The organism is Metapseudomonas resinovorans (genome assembly GCF_002003485.1).
GTDB lineage: Bacteria > Pseudomonadota > Gammaproteobacteria > Pseudomonadales > Pseudomonadaceae > Metapseudomonas > Metapseudomonas resinovorans_D.
In genome coordinates this window covers 1-20393 of the sequence record NZ_BDMA01000047.1, presented here as the reverse complement: position 1 = coordinate 20393, position 20393 = coordinate 1, and the positions used below count along the sequence as shown (strand labels likewise).

Genomic DNA, 20393 nt, shown 5'->3' with positions numbered 1-20393 from the left:
GCCAGCCCGAACGACGTCAGGACAACAGGCGCGCGGGGAGACGGTCCAGCAATGCGGGATCGAGCCGCAGCAGGCGTGCCGCGCGCTCGTCCATCAGGCCTGCCGGCGCTTCGCCGTGCGGCAGGCGTAGCAAGGCGGCGCAGAGGTTGAGCACCAGGGCCTCGCGGGAGAACACGCCAGCGCCCAGGCCGTGGAAAGCCGCCACCAACTCGCGTAAGCCGAAAGGTAGACGCCAACGGATGCGCAGGGCCGAGCCGAAGCCCGCTGCCCTTCGCTGCATCACGTCCTGCAGTTCTTCGTTGCCGAGGCTGCCACCGGCGTCCTGCCAGTCCTGCAGGCTGCGCAGCAGGGCCAGTTCGCCCATGTTGTGCAACAGTCCGGCGGTGTAGCAGAGCTCGGCGTCCAGCTCCAGTTCGCTGGCCATCCAGTAGCCCAGTTCGGCGCTGCGTTGGGCGGCCTGCCAGACCAGGTCGGCCAGCTCCGACAGGCGCGGGTCGCGCAGCCGCGAGTTGCGCTGCAGGGCCATACCGAGGACGAGATTGAGCACACGGGTGACGCCGAGCCGCTGCATGGCCTGGGCCAGCGTTTGGCAGGGCATCCCGAGGTGTTGGGCGGCGCTGTTGGCGGCGGCGATCAGCCGCGCCGTGATCTGCGGGTCGCGGGAGAAGATTTCGTCGAGGTCGCGCAGGTCGACCTGATCGGCCTGCAGGCACTGGCTGACCGCCTCCCGCACATCATCCAGCAACGGTGCGCCCTGCCCCTCTTCGCGCACGCTGTCGAGATACTCCTTGAGGCTGTTTACCAGCAGCGCAGGCACCTGTTGGCCGACGGCAGATTCACTGGCCGGCAGCAGGGTGCTGAGGCGCTTGCGCAGTTTGGCGGCATTGAAGGGTTTGCCCAGGTAAGCGGAGGGTGCCAACGGCCGCACCGCCCGCACGCTGGCTGCATCGACGCGGGCGCTGATCAGGACGAAGGGCAATGCCGGTGTGCGCGGGTGGCGGCGCAGTTGACGCAGCAGTTCGACGCCATCGATGCCGCCCAACTCGCCATCAGCGATCACCAGTTCCGGCAGGCGTCGCTTGCAACGCGCCAGCGCTTCGCGGCCATCGCTGACCTGAAACACCTTGGCGTCGCCACGAATATCCAGCACGAGCTGGGCAAGCAGGTCCGACGTCCACGGGTCGGCCTCGGCAATCAGGACTTCCGGGGCCTGGGCAGGGGCGGGCATGGTTACCTCGTGGCGGTTGAGTCGTCCCTGACGAACCACGCAGGACCAGGAAAGGGCCCAAGAGCAGGTAGGATTCGTCATCAGAATTGAAGCGAGCAGTCTAAACCGCGGCTTGGGGGCGGGATAGTGGTGTAGACCAAGGTTGAACGCAGCGCAGGAAAGCTCCAGCGGCACGAAGCATCGCCCGCACCTGTAGGGGCGAATTCATTCGCCAAGCAGGCCGAAGGTCTGCCAGCAACCATTCCCGCAGGCAAAAAAAGACCCGCCGAAGCGGGTCTCTTTTCACTACCTGGGGAATCAGGCCAGTTCGTCGAAGCACTCGGCGACAATGGCGATGCCCTTGTCCAGTTGTGCATCGGGAATGGTGACCGGCATCAGGAAGCGGATGACGTTGTAGTAGGTGCCGCAAGACAGCAGGATCAGGCCCTTCTCGCGAGCCTTGGCCACGATCTTGCCAACCAGTTCGGCAGCCGGCTTGCTTTCGTCGCCGCCTTCGAACAGCTCGATGGCAACCATCGAACCCAGGCCACGGACGTCGCCGATGACCTTGTGCTTGGCTGCGATTTCACGCAGGCCGGCCTTCAGGCGCTCGCCTACAGCCTGGCTGCGCTCCAGCAGTTTCTCTTCGTCGAACACTTTCATCACGGCCAGGGCTGCAGCGCACGCGATCGGGCTGCCGGCATAGGTGCCGCCCAGGCCGCCGGGAGCGATGCTGTCCATGACTTCGGCCTTGCCGACGACGCCGGAGATCGGGAAGCCACCGCCAACGGATTTGGCGAAGGTGGTCAGGTCAGGCACGACGCCCAGTTGCTCGGTGGCGAAGAAGGTGCCGGTACGGCCAGCGCCAGTCTGCACTTCGTCGGCGATCAGCAGGATGCCGTGCTGGTCGCACAGGGCGCGCAGGCGCTGCATGAACGGCTTGGAGTTGACGTAGAAGCCACCTTCGCCCTGAACCGGCTCGATGATGATGGCAGCGATGTCCTGGGGCTGGGCATCGTTCTTGAAGATGCGCTCGATGCTGGCGATGGACTCGTCTTCGCTGATGCCGTGCAGCTCGCACGGAGCCAGGGCACGGAACACGCCGCCCGGCATCAGGCCCATACCGGCGGAGTACGGAACGACCTTGCCGGTCAGGGACAGGGTCATCATGGTGCGGCCGTGGTAGGCGCCGGTGAAGGCGATCACGCCGGCACGCCCGGTGGCGCCGCGGGCGATCTTCACGGCGTTCTCAACGGCTTCGGAGCCGGAGGTCACCAGCAGGGTCTTCTTGGCGAAGTCGCCCGGTACACGCTTGGCGATCTCTTCGCAGAGCTCGATGTAGGGCTCGTAGGCCAGTACCTGGAAGCAGGTGTGGGTCAGCTTGGTCAGTTGCTCCTGAACGGCTTCGATCACTTTCGGGTGCAGGTGGCCGGTGTTCAGTACGGCGATACCGCCAGCGAAGTCGATGTACTCGCGCCCGTCGACGTCCCAAACGGTAGCGTTCTCGGCGCGCTCGGCGACGATCGGGTGGATCTGGCTAACACCGCGGGCAACGGCAGCGGCACGGCGTTTCAGCAGGGATTCGTTCTTGCTCATAAGTTCCTCACGGCCGCTCATCGGGCGGCGCAATCTCAAGGATTAATGCCCCCGGTAGGGGCCAGCGCAGCATTCGATGATCGACTGCGCGGGCTTGCCGGAGGCTCGTTTGCTTTAGGGGTGGAACTGGGGCGCCGCGCGCTCTTTCGCGCCTTGCCCCGTCTTTGGATCAGATACCGCCGAGGCAGAGATACTTGATCTCCAGGTAGTCCTCGATGCCGTATTTGGAACCTTCGCGGCCCAGGCCAGAGGCCTTCACACCGCCGAAGGGCGCCACTTCGTTGGAGATCAGGCCGGTGTTGATACCCACCATGCCGTACTCCAGGGCCTCGGCCACGCGGAACACGCGGCCCAGGTCACGGGCGTAGAAATAGGAAGCCAGGCCGAATTCGGTGTCGTTCGCCATGGCGATGACGTCGGCCTCGTCCTTGAAGCGGAACAGCGGAGCCAGCGGACCGAAGGTTTCTTCCTTGGCCACGGCAGCGTTCTTCGGTACGTCGACCAGGATGGTCGGCTCGAAGAAGGTGCCACCCAGGCTGTGCGGCTTGCCGCCGGCAACCACTTTGGCGCCCTTGGAAACGGCGTCGGCGATGTGCTCCTGAACCTTGGCCACGGCCTTCTCGTCGATCAGCGGGCCAGTGGTGGTGCCGTCTTCCAGACCGTTGCCGATCTTCAGCTTGGCAACGGCGGCCTTCAGCTTCTCGGCGAAGGCTTCGTAGATGCCGTCCTGCACGTACAGGCGGTTGGCGCAGACGCAGGTCTGGCCGTTGTTGCGGTACTTGGAGATCAGCGCGCCTTCTACGGCGGCGTCCAGGTCGGCGTCATCGAAGACGATGAAGGGTGCGTTGCCGCCCAGCTCCAGGGATACCTTCTTGATGTCCTTGGCGCATTCGGCCATCAGCTGGCGACCGATCTCGGTGGAGCCGGTGAAGGACAGCTTGCGCACGACCGGGTTGCTGGTCAGCTCACCACCCACTTCGCCGGCGCTGCCGGTGACCACACTCAGCACACCTTTCGGGATGCCGGCACGCTCGGCCAGTTCGACCAGGGCCAGGGCGGAGTACGGAGTCTGGGAAGCGGGCTTGATCACCATGGTGCAGCCGGCGGCCAGAGCCGGGCCGGCCTTGCGGGTGATCATCGCAGCAGGGAAATTCCACGGGGTGATGGCAGCGGTCACACCGATCGGCTGCTTGATCACGATCAGGCGCTTGTCGGGCTGGTGGCCGGGGATCACGTCACCGTATACGCGCTTGGCTTCTTCGGCGAACCACTCGATGAAGGAAGCGGCGTAGGCGATCTCGCCCTTGGCTTCGGCCAGCGGCTTGCCTTGTTCGATGGTCATCAGACGGCCCAGGTCGTCCTGGTTCTCCATCAGCAGTTCGAACCAGCGACGCAGTTTGTTGGCGCGTTCCTTGGCGGTCAGCGCACGCCAGGCCGGCAGAGCACGCTCAGCAGCCTCGATGGCGCGGCGGGTCTCGGCGGTGCCCATCTTCGGCACGGTGCCGATGATTTCGCCAGTGGCCGGGTTGTTGACCTTGATGGTCTGGCCGCTGTCGGCGTCCAGCCAGGTGCCGTCGATATAGGCTTGCTGGCGGAACAGCTTGGCGTCTTTCAATTGCATCTCTGTCTCCTTCACACCGGCGCTGCACGGGCACCGGGGCAGGTTGTGGTTCTTCAGCCAATGCGCGATTGGCCAGGACGGAGTGATTGGAACGGCCCGGCTTATGGAGGGGCGAGGGGGCGTTTGAAATCTCAAACGGAATCCTAGGGTGCGAAAAACTTAAGGGCAATAGGCCGTTCGATAAAATCAACAAAAAGTGGGTGCAGTTTGTCGAAATCCTGATCAAAGATGACCAGAAGCAGCACCATCGTTCAACATTGCGAACAAGGTTATGCCGCATGGACGCAAGGGTCTGACATGGGTATCATGGCGCCCCCATACGCATCCGTAGCTCAGCTGGATAGAGTACTGCCCTCCGAAGGCAGGGGTCGTGGGTTCGAATCCCGCCGGGTGCGCCACCATTTTCAAGTGCTTGTTCAGAAAGAGTTTTCTGGCAAGCACCGGGCTTTTAGGGTTAGTGGGGCACTGTAGTGCTCATTTAGGTGGGGCATCGCAACGGTGCGCCCATGCCAACTCAGCCCGCTTATCTCACTCTCAATCGTCACAACACCTACTACTTTCGCGTGGTGATCCCGCTGCCCTTGCGCGTCGCATTCGGCCTGCAACGAGAGATTCGCCGCTCCTTGAAAACCGACAGCCTGCGGCTAGCGCTTCGCCGTGCCCGGCAATACGCTGCGCGCTTCGAAGCAGTGTTCGACAAGGCATTACACGTGATCAACGACGACTTCATCCCCACAGAGGAAGACCTCCGGCTGTTCAATGAGGAACTGGAGCGGGCAGGCAAGCCTGAACAATGGGGCCAATGGACAAGCGACCCAGCAGAGAAAGAGGAAGCCTCTGCGCCTGCGCTCTCGGATGAAGATCGAAAAGAAATCTTCGATCAGCAGCGCCGGCAGCTGATCGTCATGGAGATGACGGGCAGCCTCAAAGGAAACATTCCTGCGAGCCAGCAAGAGCTGGCCAAGCGCCTCTTTGATGATTACTACGATCTGCCGCTTTCGCGCTTCAGGAAGCTGTTGCCTCAGATTCTGGATCAGCTGGCGCTGGCCAAGCTTGGGGCGCAACCCACCCCTCCCTCAATGACTCAAGTAGCACCAGAGCCGGACGGCCTTACGCTGTTCGAAATTTGGCAACAGCAGTGGGATGCTGAATACAAGCTGGCGCTGGCGTCGAACCGGAAGCCGAAGTCAGAACGCACCAAGGCAGCCGAACGCGGATATGTCCACCGACTGAACATCCTGAGCGGGAACAAACCGATTAATCGGCTTAGCCTTGATGATTTCAACCGCATCTACCTGCAAACCTTCGAAATCAAGGTCAGCAGAGGAACCAAGCTTCCAGCTCCTGACTCGCCACTAGAGTCAATCCTGGCAGAACCGGGGATGGAGCGAATTGACTCGACGACGGCTGACAAGCTCATCATTCGCCTCGGGGTGCTGCACAAGTACGCCTTTAAGAAAGGCATGACGTCAGTCTCGCCCGACCAAACAGACAAACCAAGTGTCTCCAAACCATCGAAAGATGCTCTGGAGCCCGAGAAGTCATTTGAGACGGAAGACCTGGAGAAAATCTTCAATGGTTGGCTCTTCACCGGAACGGAGCGGAACCATCGTCACAAAGTCTTCCCTTACCAGTTCTGGTTGCCAGTGCTCGCCTACTTCACGGGCGGACGCCTCAATGAACTGAGCCAACTCGACACCGAAGACGTGAAGCAGATCAAAGGAATCTGGACGATCACTATCGTGGATGATCCAGAGGACCGCCCATGCCCGAAATCAGTGAAGAACAACTCCAGCCGGAGAGTCGTGCCCCTTCACAGCGAACTGCTACGGATGGGCTTCCTTGAGTTCTGGAAGCAAGCAGCTCAGGAAGGGCGAGAAAAGCTCTTCTCGGACGGCCTCGTCTACAACATCAACAAGGGATGGGGTGGCATCGCTACACAGTTCTTCTGCCGCATGCCAAGCGACAGCACGCCGGTAGGGGGGTATTTCTACAATGTCGGTATTCGAACTCGCGATGAGCAAGGTAGGACCGACAGCAAGAACTTTCACAGCTTCCGCCACACCTTCACCGACCTTGCACGAGAGGCAGGGGCGGAAGCGTACTTGGTCCTGCCTGACCTAACAGGCCATTCGCGAACCCATGAGGGTCAGCATGCAAGCTATGGCAACGGCTTCTCCCTGGCCAAGAAGCTGGAGATTCTCGAAGCATTACCGATGCCAGTCAGCCTGCGGCATGTCACCTATCAGGATTTCGAGCGCCGGCTAGGTAAATATCTCAATACATGGACCCAGCGTCATCGCGATGAGCATGGCCTGAACCAATCAGAGCCGCCCGTCTAATCAAGCGGGCTTTCTCTTCTCGCCCATCGAAGCCGGCTCAGAAGGTGTACTTTCTGAGCTACTCAAAGCGGCAGCGCCCGGCAGCGAAAAATATGGCTTTCAGTGTGGCTCAGATATGTTGAATTAATCTGAGCCATGACTTATATTTTGAGCCATGATTATGAGCCATTAAGGGTGCTGCAACTATGACCACTCTCGCTTACGTCCGAGTCAGCACGGAAGACCAAAGCACAGAGGCGCAGCGTCACGCGATTGCCCAGCTTCACAATGTTGAGCACTGGTTTGCTGACGAAGCTACCAGTGGCGCTATCAAGGCCCTACAGCGCCCCGGCTTTGCGGAACTGTTCAAATTCGCCAGGAAGGGCGACACCCTCATCGTCTCTGCTATCGACCGTCTTGGCCGAGACACCATTGACGTACTCGAAACAGTGGAAGCGCTCAAAGGCAAGGGCGTCGCCGTCGTTTCGATGCGAGAGGGCTTTGACCTTTCCAGTCCAATTGGAAAAGCCATGCTGACGATGCTGGCCGCCGTCGCAGAACTGGAGCGCTCCAACATCAAAGCCCGGCAGATGGCTGGCATTGAGCGTGCCAGAGCGCAAGGGAGGAAGCTGGGTGCGCCCAAGCGAATCGACGATCAAGCTGTCGCCGCCTGGCGCGCAGCGAATCAAGCAACCATCCAAGAGACTGCCGCTGAGTTCGGCATTTCAGTCGCAGCCGTCAAGCGAGCCTGCGCGAGTAAGCCAGTGATAGAGGAGTAATGATCACATGACTGGTAAGCAGACCACCCCGGACCAGGGGGCTCAGGCGGTCATCCTCAGAGAGGCTGGCTATTCCTTGGCGGCGATTTCGGAGCGTCTGGGGATCAGCCTCAGCACAGTGCAGCGCCTGCTGAAGAAGCACAAGGCAGTTGCTGGTGCTACGACTCAGGCTCTGATTGAGAAGGCCCGGGAAGAGATGTTGGCTTCTGCCTTTGCCTTGGACAGTGTTCAGCGAACTGCCGCTGCCCTGGTGCTGGATGACCTAGCTCTCAGTCAGAAGATCAGACAGAAACTCTTCAGTGCACTGGAAGTGCTCGAACCAGACAGCCCGATTGTCTTCAGGTCGCTTGCTGCCAGCGCCACCGCACTCAAGCTAACGCAGGATGTAGGCCGGCGAGCCCTTCCTTTGGACAAGCTTGAGCAGGCGCAAGCGGTTGAAGAGCTGCCGGCGCTGGAGATTCGGATCATGTCGCCATTGGATGTCGACGAGATGCGTGCTCATCAGCGACGTGAGGAAGCTGAACTGAGAGGCGACTTAGATGAAGTCAGTGTAGAGCTCGAAAACCTGCAATGGATCGCAGAGAAGAAAGCGCTTCTCTATGAGAGTGACGACATTGTCGTCCTCGAATGACCTTGCCTTGACCATGCGATGACCAGGCAAGTGTCAAACCCTTAGAACCAAGAAAATGAAGTCAACCCACTGGCGGCAACCAGGGCGAGACGTTTTTGAAAATGGTCCCTCAGAGGATCAGCAAGGCTCACCATGACTATCGAAGACCATAACGTCCGTCCGCTCCCCACGCCGAGTCCCTCCGATGAAGGCAGCACGGAAACAGAGTTTGGGCAAAAAGCCGTAAAAAAACGATCGTCGAAAAGGCCTTCAAGCGTAGTAGCTGCGGCACATGCGAAGCATCTGGCGAACGCGAAGAGAAGTATACTAAGGAACAGCTCATCTCTCTCTTCTCCAACCAACCAGAGAGCTAGCACACTCCTTGATCAACCTCTCCCAGGGGAGATCGCCCTGAGGCCCTGGAAGGAAACCAGAGACGAGTTCACCAAACTGGCAGCGGCAGCCGTCCCTCTCTACTGGATGGCACGGCGGCGGGCTTGGGAGCTCAAAACCTTCACTCTGGTTCTCAATGAGAAGCTCAACAATCGTCTCGATGCCGGGGATGCTTCCGCTCTGGAATATCTTCGAAACGAGATGACCAGGCGAATCCCGGCTGCCCTTGGTCGTGGTGCAGAGTTCCTCTACGGCATTGAGAAAGCCCCGGCTGTTCTGTCAGATAGCTCCAGTCGCCGCCGTTGGCACATCCATGGCTTGATCATCGGTCCCGAAGGTTTTGCAGCTCATGGGAAAAACACACCGCTCCGGCGCGCTCTGCGGTCCCTCAAAGGCGATGCTGATGCTGATCTGATGTTCCGGACCCCCGGTGAAAAGTTCGACCTTGAGATGAGATCGTCTGCAATCCGGTGGAGCTTCTACGCTGTCAAAAATGGTTTGACGGTGGAGCTGAATCCAGCACTGGCTGAAGCCTATGACATCCCACCCGGAAAGCAGACGCACATCAGTGCTCAGCTGCGGCGTGAAGCACAGCGATGGCACGACGGTGCTCTGGCTGGTTTGACTGCTCCGGAGCTCATCGAGGCCGGTCCTCAAGGTTTGTACAGCCCTGAATAGAGAGCGTGAGCCTGACGTCATCCACTGCTAGGCTCGGTGCCAACTGGCAGAAAGCGACCCTGAACAGACGTTCGCGCCGGGCAGCGACACCATCGCAGCCTGACGGGATAAATGGGCTAAGCTCGGCAGCTTGCCAACGGCAGCTATCGTACATTTGATTATTGAGCCCGCTCGGCGCTTACCATGCTCAGGATGCGAGGCAGAGAATGCCCCTGCCTCCACTGAAGCTTTGATCCCCAGTTGGATGCCCTATGCGAATAGAACACCCGGCCCTGCCCCTTACCAAAGCCGCATTTTTCGCTGCTCTCAGAACGGGCCATGGGCGCGCTATCCAGCAGATCGAGAACCATGGATCGAATGGGCTGGAAGACAAGATCATCGAAGCTTGTGTCACATGCCTTTCCTATGATCCCCAGTGCGAGGCAGCACGGGCACCGTGGCTGTTTGCGATTGTCGAACGCGCAAAGCTGAATACAGAGGTGATGCAGGCGATCAAGGCGATAGAGCACAAGCCATCGTCCCCAAAACAGCGCGACTTTGACCAGCGCAGTGCGATCCTGAAAGAGCTGGCTGCTTCAGGATCAGATGACGCAAGACGCCTATTGTATTCCTCTCTAGCTCGCATTCCGGAAACATCCGATGTGATCGGCGCCGATGACATCGTCGCCCTCGACGGCATGGATGGATTGATTTACGTCGCCAGACAATTGGGACGATGGCTGCAAGACGATCCTGATTTCTGGATCGATGATCATCTTTGTTCGCAGTTCGATGGTGAGAAAGGACTTGCAGCATTAGAACGCGAGGCCGCAGTCGATCCCGATGTCGCGAGTTATCTCGCTGAAATTCGCAAGACCTGCGAGGGTTTCAGCGGCTCTTCGACCCGCTTTAACACCACGGCTTATACGGCCACTGAGATCGTGGCCCATGTCAAAAAGAACCCAAGGGATCGATGTTATTGGTTCAGGCAGTGGGGCGCGCAAGCCGACAACGATCAGCGCGAGATAGTTTTCGCGGTTTTGTTGGCGTCGGAAGAACCAGAGCATGCCAAGCGACTGTTTCGATGCTTTACGAAAACCGGGGTTCCGCGATTCGAGAGTCGGCTTCTCCAATGGATTGACCATCCTGATGAAGAACTCCAGTGGGCCGCGATCACAGCCTTGGCTCCAATAACACACAAAGAGCTGCGACAAGCGGCCAAGCGGTTGATCGCGGATGGCAACATTGCAAACGGTATCGCCTTGCTCGTGAACAATTTTGTTGAGGGCGACTTCTCGATGTGTGCGGGGCAACTGGCAAGGTTTGAGGATGCTGACGAAACACACCATCTTGTCGGGCAGCTTCTGGACTTGTGCGAGGCGCATCCGGGTATCGAGGCGCTCGATTGCCTTCTCTACGTCTATGAGTTTTCGCCATGCTCGACCTGCCGAAAGCGGGCCGTTAAGGCCTTGACCGACACGAACACCACTCCGCTTTGGGTGCTGGCAGAATCCGCGTTCGACGCAGACCCCGAAACACGAGCACTTGTCAGCGCGGACCGTTCCTTTACGTAGCCTTAGCAATCACGGGTACGAGGGCGAACGCTAGCCCAGCAGATTGCATGCAGGAGGCTTGCCGGTTATCGTTGATGCAACATCAATCAGTCCCATCTTTGTGTGACACTCGCTCCATCAGCTCGCTGTGAAGCCCCGAAAAATGGGCGTTTCCGTGTCATGAGTTCAACTCCCGCCGGATGCGCCAAATCAGAAAGCCCGCCTAGTGCGGGCTTTCTCGTTTCTGCTCGTTAGACGGGCGCGCAGTCAGTCGGCCGATTCCCCGCAAAAGTCGAGTGCAAGCCAGCGCTCCACTTCTGCCTGGGCAAGGCCGGCGCCAAGCAGGCTGAAAAGCTTGGCCAGGGCGGCTTCGCGGGTCATGCCATCACAGGAGACCAGGCCGCTGCTGGCCAGCTGACTGCCAGCGGCATACACGCCGAACTCCACCGAGCCCTCCGGACATTGGCTGATGGCGGCCAGGACCACGCCGCGCGCATGGGCGTCCTTGAGGACGCTGAGGAATTCGGCGTTGTCCGAAGGGCCGGTGCCGCTGCCATAGCATTCCAGCAGGAGCCCCTGCACGCCGCTATCCAGCACCGCGCGCAGCTGCGTTGCGGCGAGGCCGGGGAACAGTGGCTGCACGGCGAGACTGACCGGCCGGCGCTGCACGCGGTAGTTCAGTTCGGCCGGAAACGTCGAAGCACGCTGGCCAGTGCGCGAACGACGGGCCTCGATGAAGGCGTCGAAAGCATTGCTCTTCTGCTTGCTGGCGCGAGCGCCATTGAGGAGCAGGCCGTTGAAGTAGAGGTGCACGCCGGGGGCGACGCCCGCGGCCAGCAGCGCCAGGGCGCCGAACAGGTTGGGCCAGGCATCGCCGCCTTCGACGCCGGCAGGCTGCATCGAGCCGGTGAGCACGACCGGCACCCGCAGACCGAGGAGCAGGAAGGACAGCGCAGCGGCGCTGTAGGCCAGGGTGTCGGTGCCATGCAACACCAGCACCGCGTCGCAACCGTCCTGCTCCACGCCTTCGACGATGGCATTGCGCAGGGTCAGCCAGTTGGCCTGGGTCATGTTGGCGCTGTCCAGCAGCGGCAACAGTTCCCGGAACACCCACGGCGGTGTCGGACGCTGCGGCTGCGCGGCCTGCTCGGCGCGCAGCCGGGCCTCGAATCCCGAGGCTGGTGCCAGGCCGGCTTCGGTCATCTGCATGCCGATGGTGCCACCGGTGTAAAGCACCAGGAGTTTGCGGGCGGGGGACATGGTTTCTCCGTTCTTGTTGGTACTGCAGTCCCCCGCATCCTAATCCCGCGCCTCCCGGCGGCCTATCTGATTCTGCCGTCCCGTTGCGCCGGATCGCCGTAGCCCTGGGTGACGCGGTCGATCACCACGGCCAGCGCCACGATGGCCAGTCCCGCCTCGACACCCAGGCCCACGTTCAGGGTCTGGATGCCGGTCAGCACGTCCTCGCCCAATCCACGGGCGCCGATCATGGACGCGACCACCACCATGGACAGGGCCATCATCACCGTCTGGTTGAGTCCGGCCATGATGGTCGGCAGGGCCAGGGGCAACTGCACGTGGCGCAGGCTCTGCCAGCGGTTGGCGCCCAGGCAGGCGGCAGCCTCAGTGACCGAAACGTCCACTTGGCGGATGCCGAGTTCGGTGAGCCGGATCAGTGGCGGCAGGGCATAGACCAGGGTGGCGAAAATGGCCGGCACCTTGCCCAGACCAAAGAGCATCAGCACTGGGATCAGATAAACGAAGCTGGGCAGCGTCTGCATGACATCCAGCAGCGGCATCAGCAGGCGTCGCGCCAGGGGTTTGCGCGCCAGGAGGATGCCGATGGGCACGCCAATCAGAACGCTCAGCAAGGTGGCCACCAGAACCAGGGAGCAGGTTTGCAGCAGCTTGTCCCAGAGTCCGACCACGCCGATGAGAAAGAGCAGCCCCACCAGAACGGCCGCCCGGCGCCAGCTGCGCGAGGCATGCCAGGCTAGACCGCCAACCAGGGCCAGAAGCAACCACCAGGGGCAGAGGCGCAGCAGGCCTTCGATGCCGGCGACCAGTTGCAGCAGGTGATCGGAGACTTCGCGGAAGGCATCACCGTAATAGAGAACGAGCCAGTCGACGAAGCGATTCACCGCGTCGGCAATGGAGTAGTGCAGGGCTTGCGGGAACATGGTGTCAGAGGCCCCCGCTCACACGCGCTGCGACGTCGGCCGGCACCCATGCCTGCCAGATGGCCGGCTGTTCGCGAAGAAAGCGTTCGGCGACCTGTCGCGGCGGCAGTCGCTTCTCGCTCATGTCCGCCAGGTTGCTGTTGAGCAGCGCGATGGGCAGGTCGACTTTCTCGAAGAAGGCCACCAGCTCGGGGTACTCGGCGCGGAAGGGCGCGGAGACGCCGATGGTCAGCCGCGCCGGCATGGAGCGCGTGCCACGCGGGTTGGGGTTGCGTGCATCGGCCAGGGTTTTCCACGCCTCGGCGTCGAACGGTGGCTCCTCCAGCTGTACCAGCTTGTAGCGTCCCAGCAACGGGGTCGGCGACCAATAGTAGAAGAGCACCGGTTTGCCACGGCGGATGGACGAGCTGATTTCAGCATCCAGCGCGGCGCCGGAGCCCGTGCGGAAGTTCACGAAACTGTCGGTCAGGCCATAAGCCTTGAGCTTCTGGCTGTTGACGATTTCCGAAGTCCAGCCGGTGGGGCTGTTGAGGAAACGGCCCTTCTCCGGACTTTCCGGGTCACTGAAGACCGCCTTGTAGCGCGGCAAGTCCGCCACCGAGCGCAGGTCCGGTGCCAAGGCTGGAATGCCACGCTCCGGGTCGCCCTTGATCACGTATTCGGGCACCCACCAGCCTTCGGTGGCGTGCTTGACGGTATCGCCGAGGGCGAACACCTTGCCCTCGCCTTCGGCCTTGATCCAGGCAGGGCTGCGTCCGGCCCATTCCTCGCCTATGACTTGCACGTCATCCCGGGCCAGCGCCGCCTCCAGGCTGACGGTGCTGCCGGGCAGCGTCTCGGTGCGGTAGCCGTAGCCTTTTTCCACGAGCAGGCGAAGCAGCTCGGTGATCAGGCTGCCGCTCTCCCAGGTGAGGTCGGCGAAATGGATGGGTTGGCGCTGCTCCGCCGCCGGCAGGGGCTGCGCGAGCAGCCCCAGGACCAGCAGCGAGCCGCCCAGCAGGTTCTTGATGATGGTCATGGGCACCTCATAGCGTCCTTGGATGGGTGGCCGGTCAGAAGTCGTAGCTGAGCCGGGTGTAGTAGAAGGCCCCTTCCGGTGCCGCCGGAGCCAGGTAGCTGTATTGCTGCGCCGGGGTCTGCCGCAGGCGCGGATTGAAGTCGTCGGGGTGGCTGTCGAACAGGTTGTTGGCGCCCACCGACAGGCGCAGTTGCGGGGTGAAGGCGTAGTTCACGTCCAGGTCGGTGACCCACTGGGCGGAGAAGGTCTGGTCGAACTGGGCATTGCTGGCGGAGGCGGCGTACTTGCGGTACTCGCCGTAGCGGGTCTGGTAGAGGCTGACCGTCCAGGGGCCCAGGCGGTGCACGGCGCCCAGCACGAGCTTGTCTTCCGGGTAGCCGTGCTCCAGGTAGCCACGGGATTCGCGGGTGACCGTCTCGAAGCCGTGAGGGTTGGCATGGACCTTCTCGATGCGGGTGCGGGTGCGCGTGTAGCCGGCGGAGAGGTCGAGGTCGCCGTAGGCCGCCAGGTCGATGTCGTACTTGCCGACGATGTCGACGCCGCGGGTGCGGGTATCGGCGGCGTTGGTCATGAACTGCGCCCAGGCGTACTGGCCAAAGCCCGCAGCGGCGAGGATCGCCTCGGCCTCCGGGCCGGAGATGCCACCACTGAAGAGGATGCGATCGCGGATATCGATCTGGTACGCATCGATGGTCAACGAAGCCCGGTCGGTAGGGCGGAACACCAGGCCGACGGAATAGTTGGTGGATTTCTCCGGCTTGAGGTCCTGGGCGCCGAGCGCCTGTGCAGCTGGGTGGCTGACCGGCAGCATGCGGGTGAGCACGGGGTTGCCGTTGGCGTCCACGTTGGTGGTGGTGGTCCAGGAGGTGCCGATCTGCCCCAGGGTGGGCGCACGGTAGGCATTGTTGAGGGTGCCGCGAATGCCGATCTCCGGGGTCAGCTCGTAGCGCGCCGAGATCTTCCCGGTGCTGGTGGTGCCGAAGTCGTCGTAGTGCTCGGTTCGTCCGGCCAGGCCGAACTGGAATTTTTCGGTGAGCTGGGTCTCCAGGCCCAGGTAGATGCCGCCGACCTTGCGTTTGTAGGTGCCGGCATCGTCCGGCTGCAGGCCGGAAGCCTGCACGGCACCCACTTGCACGCCATCGATACCGCCGAAGGAGTAGGAAGCAAAGTCGCCGTCCTCCAGCCGGTACTCCTCTTCGCGCCAGGCGGCGCCGGCGGAGAAGGTCAGCGGACTGGCGGCCCAGTCGACATCGAGGTCACGCACGTAGTCCAGGGCCAGGTTGGTCTGTTCGTTGATCAGGGTGGCGACTTCGAATCGCGTCGGGCTGGCCGCGCCATAGCTCGGGTTGACGGTATTGAAGGCCTTCTCGTCGTGCTTGTCGCGCCCATAGGTGGCGCTGAGATCGAAGCGGCCGATGCCGGCGTCCTCGAATCGGGAGCCCAGGGTCAGCGCACCGTCTTCATAGCGATAGCGATACTTGGGAATGGTGCCGTCGGGGTAGATCGCCGGCACGTTGTTCGGGCTGCCGGCCAGGAGCGGCGGGGTGTTGTTGAAGGACTCGTCCTGGCCGTAGGTGGCGAAACTGTAGAGCCGCCAGCGATCATCCAGGCCGATCTCAGCGTTAGCGGCGAGGTTGTATTTCTCACGGCTGGCGCCACCCCAGCGCGGATCCTGCACCTTGCCTTCGGCGATGAACTTGTCGCCGATATCGGTGGGCTTGTTGTTCAGGCCATTGGCGCTGAGGGTGAGGAAACCATCACCGGGTAGAGCCAGGCCGTGCCACACGTCCGCGGACTTGCTGAAGCCATCGCCCTGGCCGTACTGGCCGATACGCGCGTTGGCCTGGCCACCGTTGTCGCGTTCCTTGAGGACGATGTTGATCACCCCGGCCACGGCGTCCGAGCCGTACTGCGCGGAGGCGCCATCGCGCAGCACTTCGATATGGTCGACGGCGCTTATGGGGATCATGTCCAGGTCCACCGGCTGGGCGCCGATGAAGGGGACGCCGCCGGAGATGTTGACCACCGCCGAGGCATGCCGGCGCTTGCCATTCACCAGCACGAGGGTCTGGTCCGGCGACAGGCCGCGCAGGGACGCGCCCTTGGGGTCCTGGCCACGGGTGGCGCTCTGGTTTTGCGGGAAGTTGAACGAGGGCAGCAGCTGGAACAGCGCCTGGTTGAGGCTGGTGGCGCCGATGCGGACCAATTCCTTGCTGTCGATGACATCCACCGGGGCAGCACTGGTCAGGGCAGTGGTGTCGTGACGGCGGGTGCCGACGGAGATCACACGCTCCAGCACGGGTTCTTCCGGCACGGCAGCCGGCGGTGTGACCTGGCTGGACGCTGGCTTGCCGGGACGTACGCCAACGCGCTTGACGATGAAGGCGCCGGCCGGGCTGACCTGTAGCTCGAGCCCCGTACCACGCAGGGCGGCGTTCACAGCCTGGGCGGCCGAGAGATCGCCCTCCACGGCAGCGGCGGAGAAGCGGCCCACCTCGGGCGTGAAGGAGATGACCAGGCCGCTCTGACGACTGATGTTGAGCAGCACTTCGTCCAGCGGACCAGGAGCGATGTGGTAGCTGTGCCGGGCTTCTTCGGCCGCGTGTGCGCACGTGAAAATGAAACTGGCCAAAGGGCCGAGGGCAAAGGCCGCAAGGCGGCGGCGATGCGAAGCAGCGATAGGACGCAAGATGACTCCCCCAAGGAATCCGTTGTGGCGCTGCTCCCTGCAGCGCCTTCGCATGGGGTGTGCATTGGCGCGGCGGAATCTTGCAGATCGTTTGGTTATGACCTTAGAACCGATCAGACCGGGAGCAGGCTTATCCACAGGTCGGTGCGGCGGACGATACGCAGCGGCAGGGTGCGACTGAGGGCGTCCAGCACCTGATCGCTGGCGTCCAGGCGGAACAGGCCGCTGACGCGCATGCCTTCAAGGCTTGGGTGCACACGCAAGACGCCTGCCCGGTAGGGGCGCAGCGCTGTAATCACGTCCCGCAACGGGCTGTCGCGAACCTCCAGCAGGCCATCGACCCAGGCAGTCTCACCAAGCCTCGCCTGCAGCACCGGACCGAAGCGATGGGGGCCGAAATCCACAGCCTGGCCGGCCGGCAGTCGCAGGCGAACGCCGCTGCGGTTAACCAGCTCCAGCGGGCCACCGAGGGCGAGAACGCGGCTCCGGCCATCCCGCTCGGCGACCATCATGCCGGCACCGGCGGAGGACACCTGGCCCATGCCGGTGTGTACGACGAAGGGCCTGCGATCGGAGCGAGCCACTTGGGCAAGGAGCTCGCCACCACGGAAGCGTACGAGCCGTCTGTTGATATCGAAGTCCAGGTCCACCGCGCTGCGCGCATTGATCACCAGTCTGCTGCCGTCTTCCGCATGCAGGCTACGGCGCTGGCCGGTGCCGGTGCGCAAGTCGGCGGTCAGCTCGTCTAGCGGGGTGATACGGTTGCCCAGCAATCCAGCACCGACCATCAGACCACTGCCCACAAGCGCCCTCTGCAGTAGTTGGCGCCGGCTGGAGGGCGCCTGGAGCACCCGTTGCAGCAACTCGCCGCCAGCGTCCTGTACCACAGGGCGCCTGAAGACGCCCAGGGCCTGCTCGAGATGCGTACAGAGGCGTTCGTGGCGCGGGTCCTGCGCACGCCAGGCGCTGAACGCGAGGAAGTCTTCGTCTCTGGCGGCTCCCGAACGCAACAGCACTATCCAGCGCGAAGCCTGTTCGATCAGGGCGTCCTGGTCATTGCTCATGTCGGTACTCCAGGCTGGCGCGCAGGCAGCGGGTGATGGCCTTCCCCATGTAGTCGCTCACGGAACGTAATGAAATGGCCAGTTCGGCGGCTATTTCGGGATAGGTCAGGCCGTTGACCTGCGACAGCAGGAAAGTGGCCTTGACCTTGGCGGGGAGTCCGTCCAGCAGGCGATCGATCTCCTCCAGCGCCTGGAGCATCTGGGCCAGCGTTTCGGGCGAAGGCGCCTCGTGTTCGGGCTCGTTGAGCAGGGCGTCGAGGTAGGCGCGCTCCAGATCTCGGCGTCGCCAGACCTGGTAAACCAGGCGCTGGGCGATGGTGGTCAACAACGCGCGAGGCTGGCGGATGGGCTCGATGCGCGGCGCGCTGAGCAACTGGACGAAGGTGTCGGCAGCAATGTCTTCGGCGCTGGCCGCGGAATCCAGATAGCGGCGCAAGCGTCCGCAGAGCCAGGTGTAATGACTGCTGAATAGCGTGCCCACGTAAAGGCTGTGGGAGTTGTCGGCGCCGGACATGGCCACTCCATAAATCGGTCAATGCAGGGAGGGGTCCGGTGTTCCGGTGGGTGAATCCTAGCAAGGCTGTCTTATTCGACAAAAATATTTAAATTCTATTTTTATAGATCAATTTGGAATTATCGAAGTTCGCCATAGCCTTGGGCGGTGGCCTGCTGCTGGTAGTCGAGGAGGATCCGGTAGTCGTCGTCCTTCGCGGGCAGGACTTTACGGATAGCCAGGATGTTGGCCACCTGGGGGAGGTCGTCCAGCGCCTGGTTCATGGCCTCGCGCACCCGCACGGCCTCCGCGTCACCGAGGTTGGCCCTGCCGATATAGGGGAGGTTGGGACTGGGGGCGCTGCGCTCGATCAAGCGCAAGTCGGCCACTTCAGTGGGTGCGTAACGAGCCAGGTAGGCGTAGGTGACGCTGTCTACCGCAGCCAGGTCAGCCTGGTTCTCCCGCAACAGCCGCAGGCTTTCACGGTGGCTGCCGCTGTGGATAACGTTGGAGAAGAAGGAGCCGCCTTGCTGTAACGGTGCGAGGCGATGGCGGAAGAGGTTCATGCCGGTATTGGAGCCGGCGTCGTTGATCGCACCGCGACTTCCGAGGAAGGCATCGAGGGTGGTTCGGGCGTCCTCTGCGCGGGCGAGGATCAGGCTGCAATGCCAGCCGTCTGCACTGTCGGGGAGCACGTACTCGGGGCGGCCCAACACGCGGACTTGCCCGCGCAGTTGGGTCATCAGCGGATATCCACAGGTCTGGGTCAGCAACAGGCGGGGCGAGGTCCAGAGCTCTGGCAGGCTGAGGCCATCGGCGGTGAGACGCTCTTCTCCAAGCAGTTCGAGGATCCGCTGTAGCCAGGCGGCATTGGCGTCCTCCACACACTGGGGAGCGACATACATCAGCAGTTCGGCATGGCGCATGGCGGTTCCTCAATGGGCGCTGGGATGGCGGGGGCTATCGATAGGACGCAGTCCGTGACGACGGAAAAACTCGCCATAGCCGCGCACGTGAAAACCGCCGCTGCGTGCGAGCCATTGCTCACGGCGGCTGCGGTATATCCGAGGCAGGTAGTACCAGGGGAGGCCAGGCAGGTCGTGGTGAACCAGGTGCAGATTGATATGGAGAAAGAGCCAGCTCCAGGGCCAGGCGGCTTCGTTGATCACCGTCCGCTGTTCCGGGAGCTCCGCAGGGCGATGCTCGTAGAAGGAACGGACCATGGCCAGGGACAGCGCGGGAACGCTGACCAGCAGCAGGTAGTGCCAGACAGGCACCAGGCTATAGCGAGCGATGAAGATGAGCATCAGCACGGTAGCTGCCCCATGGACGCTCCACATGATCCAGGCCTTGATGTCCCCCTTGAGCAGGCGAGCAGCCTCTTCCCTGGCCAGCGATGCCAGGGCCAGCGGAGGGCCGAGGAGCAGTCGCCCGAGCAAAGTCTTATCGAGCCAGCGCAATGTGCGGGAGAGCCTGGGGCTGGTGCTCCATTGGTGCTGGCCGAGGTAGCGGCTTTCGGGATCGAGGCCCGGCAAGGTCAGGTCCTCATCGCGGTGGTGACGCAGGTGGGTATCGCGATAGAGGGTATAGGGATACCAGACCGCAAACGGCGCATAGCCGAGCAGCTTGTTGATGAGGGTCCAGCGGGTTGGGTGGCCATGCAGCAGCTCGTGTTGCACGGATAGCCACAGCACTACCACAGGAATCAACAGCCCGGTCGTCAGCCATAGGCCGAGGTGCGGACTGGCTAGGTGCAAGGTAAACCAGCCGGTGTAAACGCCGATCAGCAGCAGCCAGGTCGGCCAGTCCGTCCTCGCTGTCAGACTCCGCTGCAAGCACTCGACCTGCCGACGTTGGGCATCATCGAGATAGCGGGGCATGGCTAGCCTCGGCTATCGGCTGGGGATAAACGTGAATCATGGAGTCTCCTGCGGGGGGCTCAGTGGGAATGGCCGGCGGCCTGTATTCCCGTCTGTGCAACGGCGCAGGAAAAACATGCAGATCGATTGGTTATTGAATGCTAACTGGAGGCTCTATCAGCGATGTCGTCGCATTCTGCCGTCATGGGAAGGCTGAAACGGTTTGGGCGATCAGGCTAGCGCGATGGTTTTTTCGCGCGCACAAAGACAAACCCCCGACCTGCTTTCGCGGGTCGGGGGTTTGGGATAGAAGCTTGACGATGACCTACTCTCACATGGAGAAGCTCCACACT

The 20393-nt window shown here is 62.1% G+C and carries 16 protein-coding genes and 1 tRNA gene; 6 read left to right on the top strand and 11 right to left on the bottom strand.

The genetic code is table 11. The features are described 5' to 3' along the window. Positions 1-16 precede the first annotated feature (16 nt). The 3 genes from MnOB_RS12420 to gabD all read right to left on the bottom strand — a co-directional run bounded on the left by MnOB_RS12420 (position 17) and on the right by gabD (position 4424). Positions 17-1228 carry an HDOD domain-containing protein gene (locus tag MnOB_RS12420; protein ID WP_077524533.1) on the bottom strand — a complete coding sequence of 404 codons (1212 nt, stop codon included), beginning with the start codon at positions 1226-1228 and terminating at the stop codon, positions 17-19. A gap of 297 nt (positions 1229-1525) precedes the next feature. Then, complete coding sequence (gene gabT, locus MnOB_RS12415) at positions 1526-2803, bottom strand: 4-aminobutyrate--2-oxoglutarate transaminase (protein WP_077524532.1); 1278 nt, start codon at positions 2801-2803, stop codon at positions 1526-1528. Between the two features lie 169 nt (positions 2804-2972). Next, complete coding sequence (gene gabD / locus MnOB_RS12410; protein ID WP_077524531.1) at positions 2973-4424, bottom strand: NADP-dependent succinate-semialdehyde dehydrogenase; 1452 nt, start codon at positions 4422-4424, stop codon at positions 2973-2975. Between the two features lie 321 nt (positions 4425-4745). Here gabD and MnOB_RS12405 point away from each other — a divergent pair. From MnOB_RS12405 to MnOB_RS12380, 6 genes are all read left to right on the top strand, one after another. After that, positions 4746-4822 (top strand) — tRNA-Arg (locus tag MnOB_RS12405). Positions 4823-4930: 108 nt separating this feature from the next. After that, positions 4931-6766 carry a site-specific integrase gene (locus MnOB_RS12400; RefSeq protein WP_077524530.1) on the top strand — a complete coding sequence of 612 codons (1836 nt, stop codon included), beginning with the start codon at positions 4931-4933 and terminating at the stop codon, positions 6764-6766. Between the two features lie 185 nt (positions 6767-6951). Beyond that, positions 6952-7524, top strand: a complete 573-nt coding sequence (locus tag MnOB_RS12395) for a recombinase family protein (RefSeq protein ID WP_077524529.1) — start codon at positions 6952-6954, stop codon at positions 7522-7524. A gap of 7 nt (positions 7525-7531) precedes the next feature. Continuing rightward, positions 7532-8155 carry a helix-turn-helix domain-containing protein gene (locus MnOB_RS12390; RefSeq protein ID WP_077524528.1) on the top strand — a complete coding sequence of 208 codons (624 nt, stop codon included), beginning with the start codon at positions 7532-7534 and terminating at the stop codon, positions 8153-8155. A 132-nt stretch (positions 8156-8287) separates the two neighbouring features. Further along, positions 8288-9205, top strand: coding sequence for a hypothetical protein (locus MnOB_RS28830; RefSeq protein WP_158713806.1), 918 nt, complete (start codon positions 8288-8290; stop codon positions 9203-9205). A 251-nt stretch (positions 9206-9456) separates the two neighbouring features. Next, on the top strand, positions 9457-10758 hold the full coding sequence (locus MnOB_RS12380; protein ID WP_077524526.1) for a HEAT repeat domain-containing protein: 1302 nt from the start codon (positions 9457-9459) through the stop codon (positions 10756-10758). Between the two features lie 246 nt (positions 10759-11004). Here MnOB_RS12380 and MnOB_RS12375 read toward each other — a convergent pair whose 3' ends face one another. The 8 genes from MnOB_RS12375 to MnOB_RS12340 form a co-directional block, all read right to left on the bottom strand. Beyond that, entirely contained in the window at positions 11005-11997 is a 993-nt protein-coding gene (locus MnOB_RS12375) for an asparaginase (protein WP_077524525.1), read from the bottom strand. Positions 11998-12059: 62 nt separating this feature from the next. Then, positions 12060-12917 carry an ABC transporter permease gene (locus MnOB_RS12370; protein ID WP_077524524.1) on the bottom strand — a complete coding sequence of 286 codons (858 nt, stop codon included), beginning with the start codon at positions 12915-12917 and terminating at the stop codon, positions 12060-12062. Positions 12918-12921: 4 nt separating this feature from the next. Then, entirely contained in the window at positions 12922-13935 is a 1014-nt protein-coding gene (locus MnOB_RS12365; protein ID WP_077524523.1) for an ABC transporter substrate-binding protein, read from the bottom strand. Positions 13936-13969: 34 nt separating this feature from the next. Continuing rightward, positions 13970-16624 carry a TonB-dependent receptor gene (locus MnOB_RS12360; protein ID WP_234358245.1) on the bottom strand — a complete coding sequence of 885 codons (2655 nt, stop codon included), beginning with the start codon at positions 16622-16624 and terminating at the stop codon, positions 13970-13972. A gap of 113 nt (positions 16625-16737) precedes the next feature. Continuing rightward, a complete protein-coding gene (locus MnOB_RS12355) occupies positions 16738-17688 on the bottom strand; it encodes a FecR domain-containing protein (RefSeq protein WP_077524521.1) in 951 nt (316 codons plus the stop codon). After that, on the bottom strand, positions 17678-18202 hold the full coding sequence (locus tag MnOB_RS12350) for a sigma-70 family RNA polymerase sigma factor (protein ID WP_077524520.1): 525 nt from the start codon (positions 18200-18202) through the stop codon (positions 17678-17680). The genes MnOB_RS12355 and MnOB_RS12350 overlap by 11 nt, the downstream gene beginning before the upstream one ends. 119 nt (positions 18203-18321) lie before the next feature. Further along, positions 18322-19107 (bottom strand): phosphate/phosphite/phosphonate ABC transporter substrate-binding protein, encoded by a 786-nt coding sequence (locus tag MnOB_RS12345; protein ID WP_077524519.1) that lies wholly within the window; start codon positions 19105-19107, stop codon positions 18322-18324. A gap of 9 nt (positions 19108-19116) precedes the next feature. Beyond that, a complete protein-coding gene (locus tag MnOB_RS12340) occupies positions 19117-20061 on the bottom strand; it encodes a fatty acid desaturase (RefSeq protein ID WP_077524518.1) in 945 nt (314 codons plus the stop codon). Positions 20062-20393: the final 332 nt, after the last annotated feature.